At 72.9% G+C, this 21,660-nt stretch carries 15 protein-coding genes; 8 read left to right on the forward strand and 7 right to left on the reverse strand.

All coding sequences use genetic code 11. The features are described 5' to 3' along the window. Position 1: 1 nt before the first annotated feature. Both IZR02_RS05595 and IZR02_RS05600 read right to left on the reverse strand, forming a co-directional pair. The gene (locus IZR02_RS05595; protein ID WP_025102967.1) at positions 2–1,423 is read right to left on the reverse strand and encodes an aminopeptidase P family protein; all 1,422 of its coding nucleotides are present in this window, start codon (positions 1,421–1,423) and stop codon (positions 2–4) included. Between the two features lie 35 nt (positions 1,424–1,458). Continuing rightward, positions 1,459–2,481, reverse strand: a complete 1,023-nt coding sequence (locus tag IZR02_RS05600) for an endonuclease/exonuclease/phosphatase family protein (RefSeq protein WP_025102968.1) — start codon at positions 2,479–2,481, stop codon at positions 1,459–1,461. A 114-nt stretch (positions 2,482–2,595) separates the two neighbouring features. On the opposite strand from IZR02_RS05600, the gene IZR02_RS05605 reads away from it, so the two are divergent. Next, entirely contained in the window at positions 2,596–3,459 is an 864-nt protein-coding gene (locus tag IZR02_RS05605; RefSeq protein WP_025102969.1) for a PHP domain-containing protein, read from the forward strand. Positions 3,460–3,521: 62 nt separating this feature from the next. After that, a complete protein-coding gene (locus IZR02_RS05610) occupies positions 3,522–4,430 on the forward strand; it encodes a DUF817 domain-containing protein (RefSeq protein ID WP_025102970.1) in 909 nt (302 codons plus the stop codon). 6 nt (positions 4,431–4,436) lie between these two features. On the opposite strand, the gene IZR02_RS05615 is transcribed toward IZR02_RS05610, so the two are convergent. Then, positions 4,437–5,957 carry a DEAD/DEAH box helicase gene (locus tag IZR02_RS05615; RefSeq protein ID WP_025102971.1) on the reverse strand — a complete coding sequence of 507 codons (1,521 nt, stop codon included), beginning with the start codon at positions 5,955–5,957 and terminating at the stop codon, positions 4,437–4,439. Between the two features lie 193 nt (positions 5,958–6,150). Between IZR02_RS05615 and IZR02_RS05620 the strand changes: the two genes are divergently transcribed. Then, positions 6,151–6,864, forward strand: coding sequence for a ferritin-like fold-containing protein (locus IZR02_RS05620; RefSeq protein WP_025102972.1), 714 nt, complete (start codon positions 6,151–6,153; stop codon positions 6,862–6,864). Between the two features lies 1 nt (position 6,865). Here the strand turns inward: IZR02_RS05620 and IZR02_RS05625 are convergent, their stop codons facing one another. Both IZR02_RS05625 and IZR02_RS05630 read right to left on the reverse strand, forming a co-directional pair. Beyond that, positions 6,866–7,153, reverse strand: a complete 288-nt coding sequence (locus IZR02_RS05625) for a hypothetical protein (protein WP_025102973.1) — start codon at positions 7,151–7,153, stop codon at positions 6,866–6,868. Between the two features lie 7 nt (positions 7,154–7,160). Next, a complete protein-coding gene (locus IZR02_RS05630; protein WP_025102974.1) occupies positions 7,161–7,385 on the reverse strand; it encodes a DUF3107 domain-containing protein in 225 nt (74 codons plus the stop codon). A gap of 151 nt (positions 7,386–7,536) precedes the next feature. Here IZR02_RS05630 and IZR02_RS05635 point away from each other — a divergent pair, with 151 nt between their 5' ends. Both IZR02_RS05635 and IZR02_RS05640 read left to right on the forward strand, forming a co-directional pair. After that, positions 7,537–10,746: an ATP-dependent helicase gene (locus tag IZR02_RS05635; RefSeq protein WP_025102975.1), complete on the forward strand. Its 3,210-nt coding sequence runs from the start codon at positions 7,537–7,539 to the stop codon at positions 10,744–10,746. Then, entirely contained in the window at positions 10,743–14,225 is a 3,483-nt protein-coding gene (locus tag IZR02_RS05640; protein ID WP_062766426.1) for an ATP-dependent DNA helicase, read from the forward strand. The genes IZR02_RS05635 and IZR02_RS05640 overlap by 4 nt, the downstream gene beginning before the upstream one ends. Here the strand turns inward: IZR02_RS05640 and IZR02_RS05645 are convergent. Continuing rightward, entirely contained in the window at positions 14,171–15,517 is a 1,347-nt protein-coding gene (locus tag IZR02_RS05645) for a hypothetical protein (RefSeq protein WP_025102977.1), read from the reverse strand. The two genes, IZR02_RS05640 and IZR02_RS05645, sit on opposite strands and share 55 nt — an antisense overlap. Positions 15,518–15,581: 64 nt before the next feature. Here IZR02_RS05645 and nudC point away from each other — a divergent pair, with 64 nt between their 5' ends. Both nudC and IZR02_RS05655 read left to right on the forward strand, forming a co-directional pair. Further along, positions 15,582–16,463, forward strand: coding sequence for an NAD(+) diphosphatase (nudC, locus tag IZR02_RS05650; RefSeq protein WP_025102978.1), 882 nt, complete (start codon positions 15,582–15,584; stop codon positions 16,461–16,463). Continuing rightward, positions 16,460–18,181, forward strand: coding sequence for an ATP-dependent helicase (locus IZR02_RS05655; protein ID WP_025102979.1), 1,722 nt, complete (start codon positions 16,460–16,462; stop codon positions 18,179–18,181). Before nudC ends, IZR02_RS05655 begins: the two co-directional genes overlap by 4 nt. An 821-nt stretch (positions 18,182–19,002) precedes the next feature. Here the strand turns inward: IZR02_RS05655 and IZR02_RS05660 are convergent. After that, entirely contained in the window at positions 19,003–20,403 is a 1,401-nt protein-coding gene (locus IZR02_RS05660) for a zinc-dependent metalloprotease (RefSeq protein ID WP_025102981.1), read from the reverse strand. Positions 20,404–20,521: 118 nt separating this feature from the next. Here IZR02_RS05660 and IZR02_RS05665 point away from each other — a divergent pair, with 118 nt between their 5' ends. Further along, entirely contained in the window at positions 20,522–21,613 is a 1,092-nt protein-coding gene (locus IZR02_RS05665; protein ID WP_025102982.1) for a YlbL family protein, read from the forward strand. The last annotated feature ends 47 nt before the right edge of the window (positions 21,614–21,660 follow it).

Raw genomic sequence — 21,660 nt, forward strand, 5'->3', positions numbered from 1 at the left:
GTCAGCCCTGCAGTCGCGCCATCCAGGCTTCGACCTCGTCGGCCGTGCGCGGGATGTCCGCGGAGAGGTTGACCGGGCCGTCCTCGGTCATCAGGATGTCGTCCTCGATCCGGACGCCGATGCCGCGCAGCTCGGCGGGTACCGTGAGGTCGTCGATCTGGAAGTACAGCCCCGGCTCGATCGTGAAGACCATGCCCGGCGTGAGGATGCCGTCGTAGTACATCTCGCGGCGCGCCTGCGCGCAGTCGTGCACGTCGATGCCGAGGTGGTGCGACGTGCCGTGCACCATGTAGCGCCGGTGCTGGCCGCCCTTGTCCGCGTCCAGGGCCTCCTCGGCGGTGACCGGGAGCAGGCCCCACTCCGCGGTGCGCTCGGCGATCACGGCCATCGCCGCGGCGTGCACGTCACGGAAGCGGACACCGACCTTCGCCGCCGCGAAAGCCGCGTCGGCGGCCTCGCGCACGGTCTCGTAGACGCGGCGCTGCACGTCCGTGAACGTCCCGGACACCGGCAGCGTGCGGGTGATGTCAGCGGTGTAGAGGCTGTCCGCCTCCACGCCCGCGTCGACGAGGATGAGGTCTCCCGGCACGACCGTGCCGTCGTTGCGCGTCCAGTGCAGGTAGCACGCGTGCGGCCCGGACGCGGCGATCGTGTCGTAGCCCTCGCCGTTGCCGTCCTCGCGGGCGCGGCGGTGGAAGACGCCCTCGACGACGCGCTCGCCCCGGGCGTGCGCGACCGCGGCCGGGAGCTCACGGATGATGTCGTCGAAGCCCTGCGCCGTGATCGCCACGGCCCGGCGCATCTCGGCGATCTCGAAGTCGTCCTTGATGAGGCGCAGCTCGGAGACGAAACGCGTGAGGGCCTCGTCCTCGTCGAGGACGAGCTCGCCGTCGACCGGGGTGAACTCGTGCAGGTGCGCCGTGGCCACCTGCAGGTCGGCGGCGACGCCGGCCAGCGACGGGCGCGGGCCGATCCAGAACTCGCCGACGGTAGCGTCGGCGTAGAACTCGGTCGTGGTGCGGTCGGCGCGCTCGCGGAAGTACAGGGTGATGTCGTGTCCGTCGGACGTCGGCTCGAAGACGAGCACCGAGTCCGGCTCCGCGTCGGAGGCCCAGCCGGTGAGGTGCGCGAAGGCGGAGTGCGCGCGGAAGACGTAGTCGGTGTCGTTGCTGCGCTGCTTGAGCGAGCCGGCGGGGATCACGAGGCGCTTGCCGGGGAACGCGGCCGAGACGGCGGCGCGGCGGCGCTCGGCGTACGGAGCCTGGGCGCGCGGCGCGGGCAGCGTCTCCGGACGCTCGGCCCAGCCGGTGGAGATGGTGTCGAGGAAGCCCTGCGGGAAGGGCTGCTTGCGGTTGGTCGAGCTGTTCTCGACGGGGGCTTCGACGGTCTCGTCAGCGATCGTGTCGTTTTCTCCGGTGCTCATCCGTCCAGTCTCTCACCTGGAGGCCCCCGGCGTGATCAGCCGGCCGGCTCGAGCTGCACGATGAGGGCGCGATGATCGCTGCCCCCGGCGTCGTCGAGCACGGCGGAGCCCGTGGGGCGCCAGTTGGCCGACGCCATCACGTGGTCGATGGGGGCGCCGGCGAGAGCGGGGAACGAGCTCGGCCAGGTGCCGGACATCCCGTTGCCGGTCCGGGAGGCGACGTCGCGGCAGTACCCGATGTCGCCGCCGTCGATGCCGAGGGAGGCCATATGATCCACGGTCGCATTGAAGTCGCCGGCGAGGATGAAGTCACCTGCGGGGCACTGGTCGGCGATCCACTGCAGGTCGCTCTGCCACTGCTGCATCTCCTCCATGCGCGGCGCGACGGCATGCACGGCGACGATCGTGGGGCCATCGCCGTCGATGGGCATGAGCACGGCGCTGGGCACGGATCCGGTGTTGTTGCTCCCGTCCTTCGACGACTCGATGACGGAGTACTCGCCGAGCTCCGGAGCCACGAGCACGGTGGTCTGCCACGACTGCGGGCCGTCCTCCACGTCCGGGCGGAACTGCACGTGGTGCACCCACATGGGATGCCCCTGCTCGCGCAGCATGAGCGCGATCCGCTCGCCGACCTCCTCGGTGGTCTCGGGCAGCGCCACCACGTCGGCTTCCTGCTCCAGGATCTCCCGGGCGATCTGCTCGGCGGAGACGGCCTCACCCGCCGTGTTCCAGGTGAGCACTCGCAGGCTCGTGTCGGTCCGCTCGGGGAGGGCAGCCACGCCGAACCCCCGCGTCGCCCCGATCACGCCGGTCGCGGCGGCACCGAGCAGCGCGACGATCAGGATGGACGCCGCGAAGCCCCGCAACGGCCGGGCGAGCAGGAGCAGCAGCGCCAGCACCGCGATGACCAGGAAGCCGCCGAGCACGAGGCCGCGGGCGGCGACGAGCTGAGCGAACGGGTAGGTCTGCTCGAGGCGGAAGAACTGCGGCCACACGACGACCGCCGTCGCGATCGCGAACAGGACGGTCAGCAGGATCCCCAGGAGTCGAAACATCCCGTCCAGCCTAGAAGCGCCGCCTGTGAAGTCCCTGCCTCAGGACCGGCTCGTCGCCGCGATCGGTGTCCGGGATTCCGCGCCACGCGCGTCGGCGCTCGGTACGCTCGGAGGATGCCCGTTCCGCCCGCCGGTCCCGCCGACCTGCACCTGCATTCCAACCACTCCGACGGCACCGAGACGCCCGCCGAGGTCATGAGACAGGCGCATCGGCACGGGGTGCGGACCGCGGCGCTCACGGATCACGACCGCACCACCGGCTGGGCGGAGGCCGGCGACGCCGCCGCCGCCCTGGGCATGACCTTCCTCCCGGGCATGGAGCTCTCCGCCAAGCACGAATGGCGCAGCGTGCACGTGCTCGGCTACCTCTTCGATCCGGAGGATGCGGCGCTGCGGGCCGAGACCGACCGGATCCGGAACGACCGGATCGGGCGCGCGGAGCGCATCGTCCGCAACATCGGCCGCGACTACGACCTGCACTGGGACGACGTCCTCGCCCAGACGACGCTCGACGCGACGGTCGGCCGTCCCCACATCGCCGATGCCCTGGTGGCCCGCGGCATCGTGCGCGATCGGGGGGAGGCCTTCGACGGCATCCTGCACCCGCGGGAGGGCTACTACGAGCCCCACTACGCGCCGGACCCGCTGACCGCCGTGAGACTGCTCACCGAGGCGGGAGGCGTGGCGATCATCGCGCATCCCGTGACGGCGGGCCGCGATCGGATGATGCCGATGCCGTACATCGAGCGGCTGCTCGACGCCGGGCTGGCCGGGTTCGAGGTGGACCATCGAGAGAACACGGCCGCCGGCAAGCGGCTCCTTCGCGAGCTGGCGGAACGGCACGACCTCATCGTCACCGGGTCCAGCGACTACCACGGCACGGGCAAGCCCAACGTGCCGGGGGAGAACACCACCACGGAGGACATGGTGGCCCGCATCATCGACCGGGCCACGGGTACCCCACCGCGGCGTCCCTGAGCCCGGCGGACTGTCGGCGGTCTCCCGGCGTTCTGTCGACCCCGACCGCTACGGTCCGAGGCATGCAACGTGCCACCTCCCTGGAGCGCCGCGTCGATGCGGCCGCCCGCCGTCTCCTCCGCGCGGTGCCGACGACGGGCTTCCGCGCCGGACTCGCCGAGTTCGTCGTGTTCGTGCTCAAGCAGGCGTGGGCGTGCGTGTTCGGCGCGGCGCTCCTGGTGGTGATCATCGCGGCCCGCCTCTGGTATCCCGACGACGCGGCGCTCGCCCGCAACGACGCCCTGACGATCGCGGCCGTCCTGATCCAGGTGGCGATGCTCGTGTTCCGGCTGGAGAGCGGACGGGAGCTCTGGGTGATCGTGCTCTTCCACATCACGGGGACCGCGATGGAGCTGTTCAAGACCGACGTCGGCTCCTGGGCGTACGCCGCGGACGGCATCCTGCGCATCGGCGGCGTCCCGCTGTTCAGCGGCTTCATGTATGCGGCGGTCGGCTCGTACATGGTGCGGGTGTACCGGCTGTTCGACCTCGGGTTCACCCGCTATCCGCGGCGGTGGATGACGGCCGTGCTGGCGGCGGCGATCTACATCAACTTCTTCACCCACCACTGGTGGTGGGACGCGCGGTGGGTGCTCCTCGCCGCCGTGGTCGTGCTCTGGCTGCCCACGATCCTGCACGCGCGCGTGTGGCGCCGCACCATCCGCCTTCCGCTCCTGGTCGTGTTCGCCGGCGTCGCGGTGTTCATCTACCTCGCCGAGAACATCGGCACGTGGGCGGGCGCCTGGGCCTACCCGGACCAGGCGGAGGGATGGCAGCCGGTGTCGCTGAGCAAGCTCAGTTCCTGGTTCCTGCTGATGATCATCTCGGTCGTGCTCGTCGCCTGGGTCTACCCGCCGCAGGTCCCGGCTGCGCTCCTGCAGAACGAGGGGCGCCGCACGGAAGACCGTGCGGCGCCCCTCGGACGACGATGATGCGGATCAGGCGCCCGTGACGGGTGCCGCTCCGCTGCCGGAGCCGCCGCGACGACGGCGGCGGCGACGCGCGGGAGCGGGCTTGCCGTCGTGGTGCTCCTTGCCGGCGCCGTCGTGCGTGCCGGCGCCCTCGGCGCCCCGGTCGGCGGTCTGCGCGGTCGAGCCCTCGGCGGACCCGCCCTCGGTCGCCCCTTCGGCGAAGGTCGAGCCGACGGGCGTGGAACCCGTCCGGCGGCGGCGACGGCGGCGCGTGCCGCCCTCCCCGGTCCCTTCGGCGGCGGCGTCGGCAGCGCGCTCCGGGCGACGGGAGCGCTCGGTCTTGACCGCCTCCTTCTTCGGCGCGCTCACGAGCCGGCCCTTCGTCCCCTCGGGGATGTCGAGGTCGGTGTAGAGGTGCGGGCTCGAGGAGTAGGTCTCGATGGGCTCGGGCTGGCCGAACTCGAGGGCGCGGTTGATGAGGGCCCACTTGTGCAGGTCCTCCCAGTCGACGAACGTGACGGCGATGCCGGTCTTCCCCGCGCGGCCGGTGCGTCCCGCGCGGTGCAGGTAGGTCTTCTCCTCGTCGGGGATCGTGTGGTTGATGACGTGCGTGACGTCATCCACGTCGATACCGCGCGCGGCCACATCCGTCGCCACGAGCACGTCCTTCTTGCCGGCCTTGAACGCGGCCATGGAGCGCTCGCGCTGGTCCTGGCCCATGTCGCCGTGCACGCCGCCCACGTTGAAGCCGCGGTCGGTGAGCTCGTCGACGAGGCGCTGGGCCGCGCGCTTGGTCCGCGTGAAGATCACGGTCTTGCCGCGCCCCTCGGCCTGCAGGATGCGCGCGATGACCTCGTCCTTGTCGAGCGAGTGCGCGCGGTAGACGAGGTGCTTGATGTTCGCCTGCGTCAGACCCTCGTCCGGATCGTTCGCGCGGATGTGGATGGGGTTGGTCATGAACCGCCGCGCGAGCGCGACGATCGGGCCGGGCATGGTCGCGGAGAACAGCTGGGTGTGCCGCACCGCCGGTACCTTCTGGAAGATCTTCTCGATGTCGGCGAGGAAGCCGAGGTCGAGCATCTTGTCGGCCTCGTCGAGCACGACCTCGGTCGCGTTCGAGAGATCGAGCAGGCGCTGGCCGGCGAGGTCGATGAGACGGCCCGGCGTGCCGACGACGATCTGCGCGCCGGCCTTGAGCTGGTCGATCTGGCCCTCGTAGGCCTTGCCGCCGTAGATGGCGACGACGCTCGTGGAGCGGTTGCTCGTGAGGAGGTCGATGTCCTCGTAGACCTGCACCGCGAGCTCGCGGGTGGGGACGACGATGAGGGCCTTGACGCCCGGCTCCGGGTCCTTCCCGAGTCGCTGCACGACCGGGATGCCGAAGCCGAACGTCTTGCCGGTACCGGTCTTGGCCTGCCCGATGATGTCCTGGCCGGGGAGGCCGAGGGGGATGGTCTGCTCCTGGATGGGGAAGGCATCGACGATGCCCTTCGCTGCCAGTGCGTCGACGATGTCCTGGTCGATGCCGAGTTCGGCGAAACTTGTCACTGTGTTCAGATGCCTGTCCGGCGACCTCGCGATCGCCTCGTAAACGGAGCCACGCCGTCTCGTGTGCCACAGGCGCGGGGCCCCGCTCCGACGGCGGGGACACGCCCAGCCTACCGGAGGGGCGGCTCCGGACAGGGAGGACGCCGTCGCCCGAGTATTGTGAACGACGTGGCCGACTCGGGAGGAACACCTCGTGGTTAAGTGGTTCTGGCAGCGCGATGCCGCGCCGCGACGCACCCTGGCGCTGCGCAGCCGCGGCGAGCAGAGCGATGCGACGCGTGTCGACTTCGCGGAGCTGGCGCCCGAGCTCGACCGGTTCCTCGGCCAGGCGGCCTACCTCCAGCTCGGGTACTTCGAGACGCTGACGCGGCTCATCCGCGCGACTCCCGAGCTGGCCGAGAAGGAGTCGCTGTCCCGGGCCGCCGGTGCCGCGCTCACCAAGCACCGGAGCATCGTCGACATCATCGCGGCACGCGGCCAGGACCCGACGCAGCTCATGCTCCCGTTCCGCGAGCACCTCGACGCGTTCCGGCGCAAGACCATCGGGGCGCGCCCGCGCGAGACCCTGCTCGCGGTCTACATCACGGCGGGCATGCTCGACGACTTCTACCTCGCGCTCGCCTCGAGCTACGGCGAGACGGGGCGGCGGGTCGCCGAGATCCTGCGCGAGGATGATGCGCGCCACGAGATCGTCGCGATCATCCAGGAGACGATCGAGAGCGACGAGGAGTGGCGCTCGCTGCTGTCCATGTGGGCACGGCGCCTCGTGGGGGACACGATCCTCGTCTGCCGTGCGGCCCTGCGGCCGGAGCTCCTCGCCGTGGAGGAGGCCCGGATCGAGCCGGTGTACACCGAGCTCATGGGAGCGCACGCGCGCCGCATGGATGCGATGGGCCTCGCGTCCTAGGTCAGATCCCGAGCGCGGCTCGCCTCTGCTCATCGCCGCGTCGACGCCCTGCGGTGAGAGCCGCGGTCGCCAGCGCCGCGACGACCACCGCGCCGAGGATGCTCGCGAGCCACAGCCAGACGCTGTCCTCGCCCACGCCGGCCCATTGCAGGCTCGTGTAGACGATCGCCGAGACGGCCGTCGCGATCGCCGGGGCGAGGGCGACGCCCCGCAGCTCGCGACCGCCGATCAGGAAGTGCGCGGCGATCCCGAGCACGCAGGCGCCGACGAGGGCGAGGAGGATGTACATGCGCGGGTCAGGCGACGAAGCCCACGCGACGCGACTCCTCGGTGCCCAGCTCGATGTAGGCGAGGTTCGCGGTCGGCACGATGTAGGAGTTGCCCTTCACGTCGGCGAAGCTCAGGTGCGAGGCGCTCTGCTCGAGTGCCGCGGAGACCTGGGTGCGGACCTCGTCCGCCGTGGCAGCGGTGTCGAAGCTCAGCTCGCGGCCGGTGTTGATGATGCCGATGCGGATTTCCACGGGTGCTCCTTGCAGGTCGTCGGACTCGCCCAACTCTATCGCGCAGCCGGCGGCGGAGACCGGTGACGGGAGCCGTTTCGCCCTGAGCGCACAACCCGCGAGCAGCCCCGCCCTCGACGCCGATGTCCGCGCCTCCCGATAGCGTGGAGGGATGATGTCGGATGCCGCGCAGCGAGCTGTGATCACGGCGCCGCCGACCGCGTCCGGCGTCGTGATCGGCGCCCCCGGCACGGGTAAGACGCGCACGCTCGTCGACCGGGTCGTGCAGCTCCTCGAGGTCGAGGGGCTGCGTCCGGAGGAGGTGCTGGCGCTCACCCCGAGCCGGCAGGCGGCCACCGCGCTGCGCGACCGGATCGGCGTGCGCATCGGCCAGGCGACGCCAGGGCCACTGGCACGCTCGCTCGGGTCGTTCGCGTTCCAGCTGGTCCGCGGGGCGATGGTCCGCGAAGGGGCCGAGCCGCCGGCGCTGCTCACCGGCGCCGACCAGGATCGCATCATCGCCGAACTGCTGGCCGGAGATGCCGAGGACGCCCGCATCTCCTGGCCTCCGGCGCTCAGCGAGCCCGTCCGCGCCTCGAAGGGCTTCCGCTCCGAGCTCCGCGCCTTCCTCGCGGAGTGCACGGAGCTGGGGGCGAGCCCGGCGGAGCTGCGCGCCACGGGCGACGCGGTGTGGACGGCGGCCGCCGACTTCGTGGAGGAGTACCGCGCGGTGCTCGACGCCCTGCGGGCCGCGCACCGTGACACCGCCGACCTCCTCAGCGAGGCGGCGGGGATCCTCCGCACCGCCGACGGCGCCACCCTCGGACCGCTCGCACCCCTGCGGGTGGTGCTCATCGACGACGCCCAGGAGCTCACGCGCGGCGGGATCGGCGTGGTGCGCGCGCTCCGGGAGCGGGGCGTCGCGGTGCAGGCGTTCGGCGATCCCGACATCTCCTCCGGTGCCTTCCGCGGGGCCAGTCCCGAGCTGTTCGCGCAGCTCACCGGCGCGCTCGGCACCGTGCACGTGCTCGACGGCGCGCACCGGCAGCGCCCCCTGCTGACCGCGCTGACGCGCACGGTGACGCAGGCGATCGGGGCGTCAGGACGGGTCGAGCACCGGCGGGCGCCGGCACCGGCGGCGGAGGACGACGAGGCCGAGGTGTCGACCTTCCTCGCCCCGTCGCCCTACGAGGAGTTCGACCGCATCGCCGGGGTCATGCGCGACTGGCATCTCCGCGCCGGGATCCCGTGGGAGCGGATGGCGGTCATCGCCCATGACACCCGTCAGGTCACAGCCCTCGAGACCGAGCTCGCCGCGCGCGAGATCCCGACGAGGGCCGCCGGTGTGCAGCGCCCGCTCGGCAGCGAGGGGATCGTGCGCGACATCGTCGGCATCGTCCGGCTCGCGCTGACCCCGGACGACGAGCGCACGGTGCAGGCCTGGGAGGAGGCGCTGCGCACACCGTTCGGCGGCATGGATGCGATCGCGCTGCGGCGGCTGCGCGCGCGGCTCCGCCACCTCGAGCTCGGGCAGGGCGGGTCGACCCCGGCGCGCGAGCTGCTGCGCGCGGCGATGTCGGCGCCGGCCACCCTGACGCTCATCGATGCGCCCGAGTCGCGGACCGCCGAGCGCTTCGCCGAGACGGTCGCCGGCGTCGCCCGTGCGGCGGCGGAGGGCGAGACGATCCACGACCTCCTGTGGCGCATCTGGGAGCAGGCCAGGGCCGTTGACGGGCGGCGGCTGCACGTCGCGTGGCGGGAGATCTCGCTGCTGCCCACCGGTGCCGAGACGGCGCGGTCGCTCGACGCCCTCGTGGCCCTCTTCGACGCGGCCAAGCGCTTCGTCGAGCGCACCCCGAACGAGCGTCCCGAGGTCTTCGTGCGCGACATCCTCGACAGCGAGGTGCCGGAGGACACGCTGTCGTCGCCCGAGCGGCCGGGCACGGTGACGCTGCTCACGCCGGCCACAGCGCTCGGCACGGAGTTCGACGCCGTGGTCGTCGCCGGGGTGCAGGACGGCGTGTGGCCCAACGTGCGGCTGCGGGGCGGGCTGCTCCAGACCTGGCGGCTCGCCGACGCGCTGATCGCGGCGCGCTCTGGCCTGCCGGCGGAGGTGCCCGGCGTGCTCGACCGGCGTCGCGCCGCTCTGCACGACGAGCTGCGCCTGTTCGTGCGGGCGCTCTCCCGGGCGCGCCATCGACTGCTCATCACCGCCGTGGACGACGACGACCTGTCGCCCAGCGCGTTCTTCGGATTCCTGCCGCCGCCGGAGCCGCCGGAGCGCCATGCCTCGGCGGAACACCCCCTCACGCTGCGCGGGCTCGTCGCGCGGCACCGTCGCGTGCTCACCACGGCTCCCGCCGAGCCGGCGCGGCGCGAGGCCGCCGCCCAGCTCGCCGTCCTGGCCAGGGAGGGGGTGCCCGGTGCGCATCCGCACGACTGGTACGGAGTGACGGCGCCGTCGACCGCGGCACCGCTCCGCGATCTCGCCGCGAACGGCGCACGGGTGTCGCCCTCGGCCGTGGAGTCGTATGAGGAGTGCGGGCTCAACTGGGTCGTCTCGGCCCTCGGGGGCGATACGGTCATGCCGCCGACGGCCGGTATCGGCACGATCGTCCACGAGGCGATGGAGCGCGTACCGGACGGCGATCTCGCGCGCATGCGGGAGATCGTCGAGGAGCACTGGCCGGAACTCGACTTCGAGACGGCGTGGATCGGACGCAAGGAGCGCCGCCGCGCCGACCTGTTCGTCGACCGGCTGCACAGCTACCTCGGCGAGGTGAGGAGAGACGGCGGGCGCGTCCTCGGCAGCGAGGTGGAGTTCCGGTTCGCCGTCGACGTGTCCGGTGCGACCGCCGAGCCCACGGTGCACCCGGTGGGAGAGGACCGTGGGCACCGTGCCATCGTGCACGGCTACATCGACCGGGTCGAGGCGTACCCGCCCGGTGCCGGCGAACACGGCCGGGCGCGCGGCCGCGGCTGGCAGACGATGGCCGGCGGGCCGGAGGGGACCACGGTGGTCGTCGACCTCAAGACCGGGAAGACCGATCCGGAGTCGGACGGCGGCGTCGTCGAGCACGCCCAGCTCGCGGCGTATCAGATCGCGGTGCAGGAGGGTCTCGTGCCCGGTGCCGCGCCGGGCTCGCTCGGGGGCGCGCGGCTCGTCATCGTCTCGAAGACGCTGGCCAAGAGCGACTACCGCGTCGCGCATCAGCATGCTCTGGACGCCGAGGCCCGATCGCAGTTCCTGCGCCGGGTCGCGGAGGTCGCCCGCGGCATGTCGGCGGCGAGCTTCACGGCTCAGGTCGAGGCGCACTGCGCCGACACCCAGCGCCGGGTGCATCCGTGCCGCATCCACACCGTGCCGGCGGTGAGCGCATGACCGCAGGACCCGCGGACGCCGTGCTCTCGGCGACCGATATCGCCGCCGCGCTCGGACTCCCGACCCCGACGCCCGCCCAGCAGCAGGTGATCGAGGCCCCGCTCGAGCCCGCCCTCGTCGTCGCCGGAGCCGGCAGCGGCAAGACGGAGACCATGTCGGCCCGGGTCGTCTGGCTCGTCGCGAACGGGCTCGTCCGCCGGGACGAGGTCCTCGGACTCACGTTCACGCGCAAGGCGGCGGGGGAGCTGGCGGAGCGCATCGGCGCCCGCCTCGCCGTCGTCGACGAGTACGGGCGGCGGGGTCTGCTCCCGCACCTCCCGGAGATCGTCGCCGGAGGAGCGCTGCGCCGGGTGGCGGACGCCGCGCCGGGGCGCCAGCGGGAGCTCGTGCGCGCGCAGGTCCTCGACGACCTCGCCCGGCAGCACGGCACGGGCGGAGAGCCGGCGGTCCGCACCGCCGACGACCTCCTCATCCGCCCGCGCGTGTCGACCTACAACGCCTTCGCGGACGGCATCGTCCGCGAGCACGCCGCCCGCATCGGCCGGGATCCGGATGTGGCGATGCTGAGCCAAGCGGCCTCCTGGATGCTGGCGCGGGAGGTCGTGCTCCGCAGCGACCTGCCGGAACTGGAGGAGGTCGACTACGCCCTGGGGACGGTCATCGACGCCGTGCAGCGGCTCGCCGGCGAGGCCCTCGACCACCGCGTCGACCTCGCGGAGGCGGAGCGCCTCGCCGCGGCGCAGGCCGCGGCGTTCGAGCCCTACCGCTCCCACGCCGACGTCGAGAAGGCGGCGGTCAACCTGCGTACCCTCTCGACCCTGACCCGCCTCGTGCGGGACTACATCGCCGAGAAGGATCGCCGCGGCGTGCTCGACTTCGCCGACCAGGTCTCCGGCGCGTACGACATCGTCGAGTCCGCGCCGGACGTCCGCGCCGAGCTGCGCGAGCAGCACCGTGTGGTGCTGCTCGACGAGTATCAGGACACCTCCGTGATCCAGACGCGCTTCCTCGCGGAGCTGTTCCGCGACACGGCCGTCATGGCCGTCGGCGATCCGCATCAGTCGATCTACGGCTGGCGCGGGGCCAGCGCCGACAACCTCTACGCGTTCCCCCGGTCGTTCTCGAGTGCAGGCGGCGTGCGCACCTACAGCCTCATGACGAGCTGGCGCAACGATCGGAGGATCCTCGACGTCGCCAACCGGGTGCTCGAACCTCTGCAGCGCCCCGGACTCGATGTGCCGCCGCTGGAGCCGCGGCCGGGCGCGGGGGAGGGCACGGTCGCCGTGCGCTACCCCTTCACCGTCGACGACGAGGCCGCCGAGGTCGCGGCCTGGTTCGCCGAACGCCGCGCCGCCCACGACGCGACCTCGGCCTCCCCGCACACCGGCGCCATCCTGTTCCGGTCCAAGCGCCACATGCAGACCTTCGCCGGCGCGCTCGCCGCGCGGGGCATCCCGCATCGCATCCTCGGTCTGGGCGGCCTGCTCGCCACGCCCGAGGTCGTCGACGTCGTATCGACCCTGCGGGTGGTGCACGATCCGACGGCGGGCTCGGCGCTGATCCGGCTCCTCACCGGCCCGCGCTTCGGCGTCGGGGTGGCGGACATGGCGGCGCTCTACGAGCTGGGGCGCGCACTCGCGGAGCGCGACACCGCCCTCATGCCCCTGCCCGAGGAGGTCAGGGTGCGGCTCCGCTCCTCCCGCGGTGCCGACGAGGCCGTCTCCATCGTGGACGCGGTCGACATCGTGCGCGCGGTCCGGGACGACTACCGCCTGCTGGAGGGGATCACGCCGGAGGGCCGCGCCCGGATCCGCGCGGCGGGGGAGATGCTGGAGCGTCTGCGTCGCGCGTCGTCCCAGCCCATCCCGGAGCTCATCCGGCTCATCGAGCTGGAGCTGCGGCTGGACATCGAGCTCGCCGCCAACGAGACCCGAGGCCCCGCGCGCGTCGCAGCGACCCAGCTGCGGGCGTTCGCCGACGAGGTGCGCGCGTTCCTCGCCGCCGACGAGCGCGGCACGATCGGCAGTCTGCTGGCCTGGCTCGACAAGGCCGAGAGCACCGACGAGCTGATGCCGCGTCCGGAGCCGCCGGAGCCCGGCGTCGTGCAACTGCTCACGATCCACGGGTCGAAGGGCTTGGAGTGGGACGCGGTCGCCGTCGTGCGCCTCGTCGTCGACGAGCTGCCGGGACGCGTGTCCGACACCTCCGGCTGGTTCGGCTTCGGCGTCGTTCCCTTCGCGCTGCGCGGAGACCGCGATGCGCTCCCGCGCTTCCTCTGGGATCCGGAGGAGGCGATGGAGGGGGAGACCGACCCCGGCATGCGGCAGAAGCGCGCCCAGGCGTCGCTGTCGGGCGGTGTGACGAAGGCGAATCCGCACGGTGGCGCGCTCAAGCGCTTCAAGGACGCCTACCGGGAGTATCAGCGCCAGGAGGAGCGTCGCCTCGCCTACGTGGCGATCACCCGCGCCAAGAGCGATCTTCTGCTCAGCGGAGCCCACTGGGCGGGCCAGAAGGCGCCGCGCACACCGAGCCCGTACCTCCTCGAGGCCATCGACGTCCTCGGCCTCGACGAGGTCCCGCCGGTCGATCCCGACGAGAACCCGTACGACGGTCCCGGGGCCACGCTCCACTGGCCGCTCGATCCCCTCGGCGGGAGGCGTGCCGTGGTGACCGCCGCGGCCGCGCTCGTCGAGGAGGCCCTGCACGACGACGCCGCCGTTCCGACGGAGGAGCTGCGCCGGCTCCTCGATGAGCGGGCGGCCCGCCAGCGCGGAACGGACGCCGAGGCTCCCACCCGCGTTCCCGCCTCCCGGTTCAAGGACTACGTCACGGATTACACCGGCACCCTGTCCTCGCTCGTGCGTCCGATGCCGGAGCGTCCGTACCGCCAGACCCGTCTGGGGACCCTGTTCCACGCGTGGGTGGAGCAGCGCTCCGAGCTCGTCGGCGTCGGGACCCGGGTCGATGAGGCGCTCTGGGAGATCGACGAGGACGAGCCGGAGGGCGACAGCGTACCGGGCGCTCCGGGGTCAGGGGCAGCGGCGGATGCCGCCGACCTCGCGGCGCTGCAGGAGACCTTCGAGCGGAGCGAGTGGGGGCCGCTGCAGCCTCTCGCCGTGGAGATCGAGATCGACTTCGCGCTGGGCGCCGGCCTTCCGGGGACGGGTGCCGGCGCCGCGGACGCGCACATCGTGATCTGCAAGCTCGATGCGGTGTACCGACGCGCCGACCGCGGCGGACGGATCGAGATCGTGGACTGGAAGACCGGGCGCGCGCCGCGGACGCCGCAGGAGCGCGAGGAGCGCATGCTGCAGCTCGCCCTCTATCGGCTCGCGTACCACCGACGGTTCGGTGTCCCGCTGGAGGAGATCGACGTGGCGCTGTACTACGTGGCCGACGACCTCGTCATCCGCGGGGATCGCGTCTACTCGGAGGAGGAGCTCTTCCAGCGCTGGAGCGCTGCCCGCGCCGCGCGCTGAGCCTCCTCGGAGTCGTCGTCGGCTGCGGGGGAGGACGAGGGGGCGGAGTGCTCAGCTCGTCCGCTCCCGCGCGTCTCGGCGAACGCCTGGGCGACGCCGGAGAGGTCTTCGGTCTCGATGCTCGCCACCGCGGCGCGGCGTTCCGCGTCCGGCTGCGACGGTGCATCCGCGGGCTTCTCCGCGTCCGTCGACGCCGCCGCCGGGGCGTCGCGGTCGGCGTCGTCCGCCTCCGCCGCCCAGAGTTCTTCGGGGTTGTAGGCGTCGGTCTGCATCGAGGTGTCCACCTCGGGGGCGGCCGCCACCGGCACGCGGTCGAGCGCGTCCATGGCGGAGTCCACGTCCGAACGTCGGTCGCCGGGCACGCCGAGGTCGTCATGGCGGAGGCCGTCGGCGAGAGCCTCGAGCAGCGCCGCAGCGTCCTCCACGATGTCCTCGCGCCGCAGCGCGTCGCCGTGGACGAGCCAGCGCGCGAACTCCAGCTCGGCGAGCAGACGCGCGCGGACCTCGAGCCCGGCATCGGGAGTGCGGTCCATGGCACGGGCGTAGGCGCCGTGCACGTCGGCCGCCGCGTCGGGAGCCGCGGACAGCCAGGAGAGATCGAGTGCCGGATCGCCGACCGCGAGACCGTGCCAGCCGATCACGCCGGTGACCTCGGGGCCGCGCTCGGGGTGGTCGTCGAAGAGGAAGGACGTCGCCTGCACGCCGCCGAGCACGACGGTCGACTCGAAGCGCCAGAGGTCGTCGTCGGCGACGGCGTCCCGCCACCGCACGGTGAGGCGGGCAGGGACGTGTCCGGTGGCGGCCGCGGTGTCGACGAGGCGCTCCAGCTCGGCGCGGCTCTCCTCGGCGCTGCGCATCACGAGCCCGGCGCCGCGGACGACCGACGTCGGCAGCCCGTGCACGGCGGCGATCGCGGCTCCCATGGATTCCGCCGCGCCGCGTCCGGCGGGCACCATCGACGCCTCGATCTGGAAGCCGGGGAGCAGCTCGGTCACGAGCGCACGCCCTTCGCCCACCCTGGTCTCGCCGATGTAGCCGGGGGCGCGGAACGGCAGCATGGCACGCGCACCGTCGGTGAGGGCGCGCAGCGCCAGGGCCTCCGCCGCCAGCTCCCGCGCCGCGTCATCGTCGTCAGCCACGCGGATCGCGAGTTCCCGGCCGTCGGCGAGCGAGGCGACGGCGGAGTCGAAGCGCCCGTCGCCGTCCGCGGTGAGCGCCCGGGTGCCCGTGACCTCCGCGCCGGGAAGTGCGGCCGTCACCGCCGCGGCTAGAGTGAATGGAGAGCGTCCCATGCCCCCAGGGTAGGTCGGCTCAGGGGCGGTCCCGCCTCCGCCACGCCCGCGAAAGGGGGAGTCGATGAGCATTCCGCGCCCGTTCTTCGACCGCGCCGCCGAACTCCGCGAGGAGGAGGGCGTGCTCGAGCGTCTGCGCGACGACGCGGGCTCGCGCGTCGTCGTCGTCCGGGAGGGACGTGTGCGCGTGGCGGCCTCCGCGCTGCTGCGCGTCTCGCCGGACGAGGTCGCGGACGGGACATGGGCGCTGCTCGGCCGGGATGCCGACGGCGCGGCGCTCCTGCTCGCCGCGCTGCCGCCGGAGACCGATGCCCTCGACACCGCGCCCGACGAGATCTGGCTCGGGCTCCGCGACCTCGGCGGGCGCCTGGACGCGGGGGAGTCCGAGGTCCTGGTCGCCGCCGTCGCCCTGGCCGGCTGGCTCCGCGACGCCCCGTTCTGCCCCACCTGCGGTGGAGGGACGGAGCTGCGCAACGCGGGCTGGTCTCGACGGTGCCTGGTGTGCGGGCGCGAGCACTTCCCGCGGACCGATCCCGCCGTGATCGTCGCCGTCGAGAGCGGGGACGGCGAGCGGCTGCTGCTCGGCGCCAACGCCAACTGGGGCGGACGCATGTACTCCTGCTTCGCGGGTTTCACCGAGGCGGGCGAGTCCCTCGAAGCCACCGTGCACCGGGAGATCGAGGAGGAGTCCGGCGTGCGGCTGTCGGCCCTCCGCTACGTCTCCTCGCAGCCGTGGCCGTTCCCGCGGTCGCTCATGGTCGGCTTCCGGGCGGTCGTCGAGGACGACGCGGCGGCGCGCCCGGACGGCGAGGAGATCATCGACGTCCGGTGGTTCACGCGGACGGAGATCGGCTCCGCGCTCGCGGGGAACGGTCCGGTCGGACTCCCGGGGCCGGCCTCGATCGCGCGGGCCCTCATCGTCGACTGGTTCGAGGAGCGCCCGTGAGCGCACTCGATGCCCTCGACGAGCGGCAGCGAGCGGCGGCCTCGGTCCTGCGGGGCCCGGTGGCGGTGCTCGCGGGGGCCGGGACGGGCAAGACCAGGGTCATCACGCATCGCATCGCGCACGGGGTGGACACGGGTGCCTACTCGCCGTCGCGCGTGATGGCGGTCACGTTCACCGCGAAGGCCGCCGGCGAGCTCCGCGGCCGCCTCCGTGCGCTCGGGGTCGAGGGCGTGGCCGCCCGCACCTTTCACGCGGCGGCCCTCGCACAGCTCAACTTCTTCTGGCCCACCCTGGCCGGTGCGCCCGCGCCGTCGATCATCGACAACAAGGTGCGCCTGCTGGGCCAGGCCGCCGATGCCATCCGCCTGCGTCCGAGTACGGCGACCCTGCGCGACATCGCCGCGGAGATCGAGTGGCGGAAGGTCTCGATGATCTCGATCGACCGGTACGCGGAGCTCGGTCGCCCGATCAGCGGGATCGACCCCACGCAGCTCGTGGAGCTGATGCGCGGCTACGAGGCGCTCAAGGACGAGCGTCATCAACTCGACTTCGAGGACGTGCTGCTCGCCTGCGCGGGGATGCTGGAGACCGAGCCCCGGGTCGCGGCCGCCGTCCACGAGCAGTACCGGCACTTCACCGTCGACGAGTTCCAGGATGTGTCGCCGCTCCAGAACCGGCTCCTGGAGCTCTGGCTGGGCGATCGGCACGACATCTGCGTGGTCGGCGACGCCAGCCAGACGATCTACTCGTTCGCCGGGGCGGAGCAGCGCTTCCTCCTCGAGTTCGAGCGGCGGCACCCCGACGCGACGGTCATCCGGCTGGAGACGAACTACCGGTCCCAGGCCCCCATCCTGACGGCGGCGAACGCCTTGATGCACGGCAGGCCCGGCGCGCTGGAGCTGGTCCCGGCCCGGGAGCAGTTCACGGCGGAGCCGCCGACGGTCACCGCGTACGACACGGAGGCCGAGGAGGCCGCGGGCATCGCCGCCGGCGTCGCGGCCCGGATCGCCGGGGGCGCGTCCCCGGCGGAGATCGCCGTGCTGTATCGCGCCCATGCGCAGTCCGCGGTGCTCCAGCAGGCGCTCGCCGCCGAGGGCATCGCCACCTCGGTGCTCGGGGGCACGCGGTTCTTCGCCATGCCGGAGGTGCGCCAGGCGATCCTCGCGCTCCGTGCGGCGGCGGTGGCGCCGACCGAGCACGGCTTCCTGCCCGGGGTGCGACGGGTGCTGCGCGAGCTGGGACTCACCGAGGAGCCTCCGGCAGCCGGGGGAGCCCAGCGCGACGGGTGGGAGGCGCGGCGTGCCATCCTCCGTCTCGCGGAGGAGGCGGGGCCGGAGACGACTCTGCGGTCCTTCAGCGACGACCTCATGGCCCGCGCGAAGGATCAGCACGAGCCGACGATGCGGACGGTGACGCTGTCGACGCTGCATGCCGCGAAGGGCCTGGAGTGGCCGCACGTGTACCTGGCCGGATGGGCGGAGGGGTCTCTGCCGATCTCCTACGCCACGACGTTCGAGGCCGTCGACGAGGAACGGCGTCTGGCCTACGTCGGGGTCACGCGGGCTGCGCGCACGCTGGAGCTGTCGTGGGCACGGACGGCGGGGCGCGGCGAGCGGGCGCCGTCGCGGTTCCTGGCGGAGATGGGCACGACGGCGCGCGGCACAGGCATTCTGCGCGAAACCGCACCGAACGCCACGCGATCCCGCCGTCCGCGCTGACCCTGGCGATGCGCGCCGGATCGGCCGCGCGCAGGAGATGCGCGGCGACGGCCCCGGCGGCAGCCACCCTGGCGAGCGTGAGGCGTCCGGGGTCGCGGCCGACGAGCTGACCGTGCAGGAGCGGCCAGGCCGGATCGCGAGCGGTGTCCTCGGCGTCCCGGCAGCTCAGACACGGCGTGACCCCGGGGATCACGAGCGGCCCCACGGTGATGCGCGCGGGCTCGACCGCGACGGGCAGGTGCGGGTGGTCGGCGCGCAGCATCGGGGCGAACTGCACGGCGGCCGCCGCGCCGGGGACGAGGACGACGGCGACCGCCGTCGACCCCCGCTCCTCGGCCGTCGCGAGCGGCACGCCCTCGTCCTCGAGCGTCTCGCACAGCCGCCCCTCCGCGCGCGTGTCGGTGAGGCCGAGCGCGGAGACGCGGGCGGCGCGCGGCGGAGCGGGCTCATCCTGCAGCGCGGGTTCGACGACGGCCAGCAGCCGTCGCGCCTCGGACCACGGTGCACCCGCGCGGTGCGCGATGACGTCGAACGCGCTGCGCCGGAATCCTCGGCGCATGCGGCTGAGGACCCGTTCGACCCACGGTGCGGAGGCCGGGACCCGGATGCCGGGGTCGTCGCCGATCTGGAGGGTCGTCCCATCGCGCCAGAGCAGCGGGAACGCGGGATCGAGACGGGTCAGGGTCGTCGGGGTGAGCGGCACCCCTCGATTCTGCGGAGCCGCGCGAGGCCGCAGACCGGTTCGAGGGATCGGTGGAGAAATCGGCGGGCTCTGCCCGGTCGGGGAGGGAGAGTGCTCAGTCGTCCTCGATGACCCGGGCTCAGACCGGGCGCTCGCCCTCCGGAGCGTCGTCGTCGCCGTCCTCGCCGCTGCCCTCGGCCGGCGTCTCCCCGGAGAAGTCGTCGCCGTCCAGCAGGCGCGCGAGCGCCTCGTCGAACTCGTCCGCCTCGGGCTGCTCCCCGCGCTCGGCGGCCTGCAGACGTGCGATCAGCGCCGTCGGGTCGTCGATGTCCTCGGCGGTGGGCATGAGGTCGGGGTAGTCCCACAGGGAATCCCGGGCGGCGACGCCGACGGCATCCGTGACCGCGCGCCACATGGCCGATGCCTCGCGGATGCGCCGCGGGCGGAGCTTGAGCCCGACGAGCGCGCCGAGGGCGTCCTCCGCCGGGCCGCCGACCGCGCGACGGCGGCGGGCCGCCTCGGCGATCCTGCCGCCGTCGGGCAGCCGGGTGGTGGCCTCCGCCGTGACCACGTCGACCCAGCCGTCGATGGTCGCGATGAGGTTCTCCAGGCGCGCGAGGGCCTCGCGCTGCGCCTCGGTCTGCGTGGGCAGGAGGGCGCCGCCCTCGATCGCCGCGCGCAGCTCCTCGGGGTTCGAGGGATCGAGGCGGCTCGCCACGTCCTCCAGGGCGTCGACGTCCACCGTCACGCCGCGGGCGAAATCGGTGATCTGCGCCATCACGTGCAGATGCAGCCACTTGGCGTGACGGTACAGGCGGGCGTAGGCGAGCTCGCGGGTGGCGATGTAGAGCGCGATCTGGTCCTCGGGGATCTCGAGTCCCTCACCGAAAGCCGTGAGGTTCTGCGGGATCACGGCGGCCGTGCCCGCCGGCAGCACGGGGATGCCCACGTCGCCGCCGGAGACGACCTCGAGCGAGAGGTTGCCGAGCACCTGCCCGAACTGGGCGGCGAAGACGGAGCCGCCCAGGCCCCGCATCAGGCGTCCCGCACCCTGCACGACACCGCGCATCTCCTCGGGGACCTGGGTGTCGAGCGCGGCCGTCAGGGCGTCGGCGATGCTCGTCGAGACGGGGCCGGCGATCTCCTTCCACACCGGCAGCGTCTTCTCGACCCACTCGCCGCGGGTCATCGCCACCGGGGGAGCGGCGAGTTCGGAGATGGTGGTCACCTCGCCCAGCCACAGGTTCGCCAGAGCGAAGGAGTCGGCGAGGGAGGATCGTGAGCCGTCGGCGATGCCCTGGCCCTCGCGGTTGGCGATGTGCAGGGCCTGCCGGAGCGAGTTCTCCCACGGATCGCCGCCGAAGGCACCCTGGAGCTGCGCCATGATCGTCTGCATCATCGCCGGGTCGAACGTGAAGCCGTCCATCCCCTGGAAGGCGCCGCGGAGCGCCTCGGGGTCGATGTCGCCGCCGCCCTGGTTCGAGAGCATCCGTCGCAGGAACTCCTGGAAGTCCTCCGGGTTCGGTTCGTTGTCTGCCATGTCGCTCGCCCTCTCAGCACGTCTGAAGCCGTGGCATCTACGCTAGTCACAGGTTTCAGTGCGCGACCCCGAAGCGGGCAGATCGCTGTACGCCGCTCGCGAACGACGGAGGATTGCTGTGGAACGACCGCGCGCAGGGAAGCTCGGACTCGGGGTCTGGGCGCTGGTGGTCGCGCTCGCGGCGCTCGCCGTCCTCACGTTCCTGCCCTCGCCGTACGTCATCCAGCGCCCTGGTCCCGTGTACGACACCCTCGGCACCGCGAAGAACGCGGACGGCGAGCAGGTCCCGCTCATCAGCGTGGAGGGGACGGAGACCTACGAGACGGGCGGAACGCTCGACCTCACCACCGTCCAGGTCGTCGGCAACCGGGAGCGCACGCCGAGCTGGTTCGAGCTCGCACTCGCCTGGATGGACGCGTCGCGGGCCGTCGTGCCGCTGGACGCGGTCTTCCCCGAGGGCGTCACCACCGAGCAGCGGGACGAGCGCAACGCGATGCTCATGGTCGACTCGCAGCACGAGGCGACGGCCGCCGCGCTGAACGAGCTCGGCTACGACACGGGAGCCGAGGTCGTCGTGGTCGATGCGGTCGAAGGGTCGCCGGCCGACGGTCTGCTCCAGGCGGACGACGTGATCACCGCGATCGACGGCACGCCCGTGACCTCGGCCACCGCGCTGCGCGAGGCCATCCAGGAGGCGGGCGGCGATCCGGTCGCGCTCACGGTGCGCCGCGACGGCGACGAGCAGACCGTGGAGATCACGCCAGAGGAGCAGACCCAGGACGGCACGACGACGTGGCTGATCGGCATCACGCTGCGCACGGACTACGACTTCGAGGTCGACGTCACGATCCAGCTCGACAACGTCGGCGGCCCCAGCGCGGGGATGATGTTCGCTCTCGGGATCATCGACACCCTGACGCCGGGCGAGCTGAACGGCGGCAAGGAGGTCGCGGGTACGGGGACGATCGACGCCGAGGGGACCGTCGGGCCGATCGGAGGCATCCGCCAGAAGCTCTACGGCGCCCGCGACGCCGGTGCGGACTACTTCCTCGCCCCGGAGGCGAACTGCGACGAGGTCTTGGGGCACGTTCCGGACGGCCTGCAGGTCATCCGCACCGCGACCCTCGACGAATCGCTCGCGGCGCTGGAGGTCATCGCCGAGGACGGCGACGTCGACGCGCTGCCGACCTGCGACGTCCCGGCCACCTGAACCGGCGCGGGTCGTGACCCCGCCGTGACCGGTGTGACAGCCCGCCC

The organism is Microbacterium paraoxydans (genome assembly GCF_019056515.1).
Lineage (GTDB): Bacteria > Actinomycetota > Actinomycetes > Actinomycetales > Microbacteriaceae > Microbacterium.

Coding starts and splice junctions, on each gene's coding strand:
- IZR02_RS05595 (WP_025102967.1), bottom strand. CDS start 1,423: ATGAGCACCGGAGAAAACGACACGATCGCTGACGAGACCGTCGAAGCC.
- IZR02_RS05600 (WP_025102968.1), bottom strand. CDS start 2,481: ATGTTTCGACTCCTGGGGATCCTGCTGACCGTCCTGTTCGCGATCGCG.
- IZR02_RS05605 (WP_025102969.1), top strand. CDS start 2,596: ATGCCCGTTCCGCCCGCCGGTCCCGCCGACCTGCACCTGCATTCCAAC.
- IZR02_RS05610 (WP_025102970.1), top strand. CDS start 3,522: ATGCAACGTGCCACCTCCCTGGAGCGCCGCGTCGATGCGGCCGCCCGC.
- IZR02_RS05625 (WP_025102973.1), bottom strand. CDS start 7,153: ATGTACATCCTCCTCGCCCTCGTCGGCGCCTGCGTGCTCGGGATCGCC.
- IZR02_RS05635 (WP_025102975.1), top strand. CDS start 7,537: ATGATGTCGGATGCCGCGCAGCGAGCTGTGATCACGGCGCCGCCGACC.
- IZR02_RS05640 (WP_062766426.1), top strand. CDS start 10,743: ATGACCGCAGGACCCGCGGACGCCGTGCTCTCGGCGACCGATATCGCC.
- IZR02_RS05645 (WP_025102977.1), bottom strand. CDS start 15,517: ATGGGACGCTCTCCATTCACTCTAGCCGCGGCGGTGACGGCCGCACTT.
- nudC (WP_025102978.1), top strand. CDS start 15,582: ATGAGCATTCCGCGCCCGTTCTTCGACCGCGCCGCCGAACTCCGCGAG.
- IZR02_RS05660 (WP_025102981.1), bottom strand. CDS start 20,403: ATGGCAGACAACGAACCGAACCCGGAGGACTTCCAGGAGTTCCTGCGA.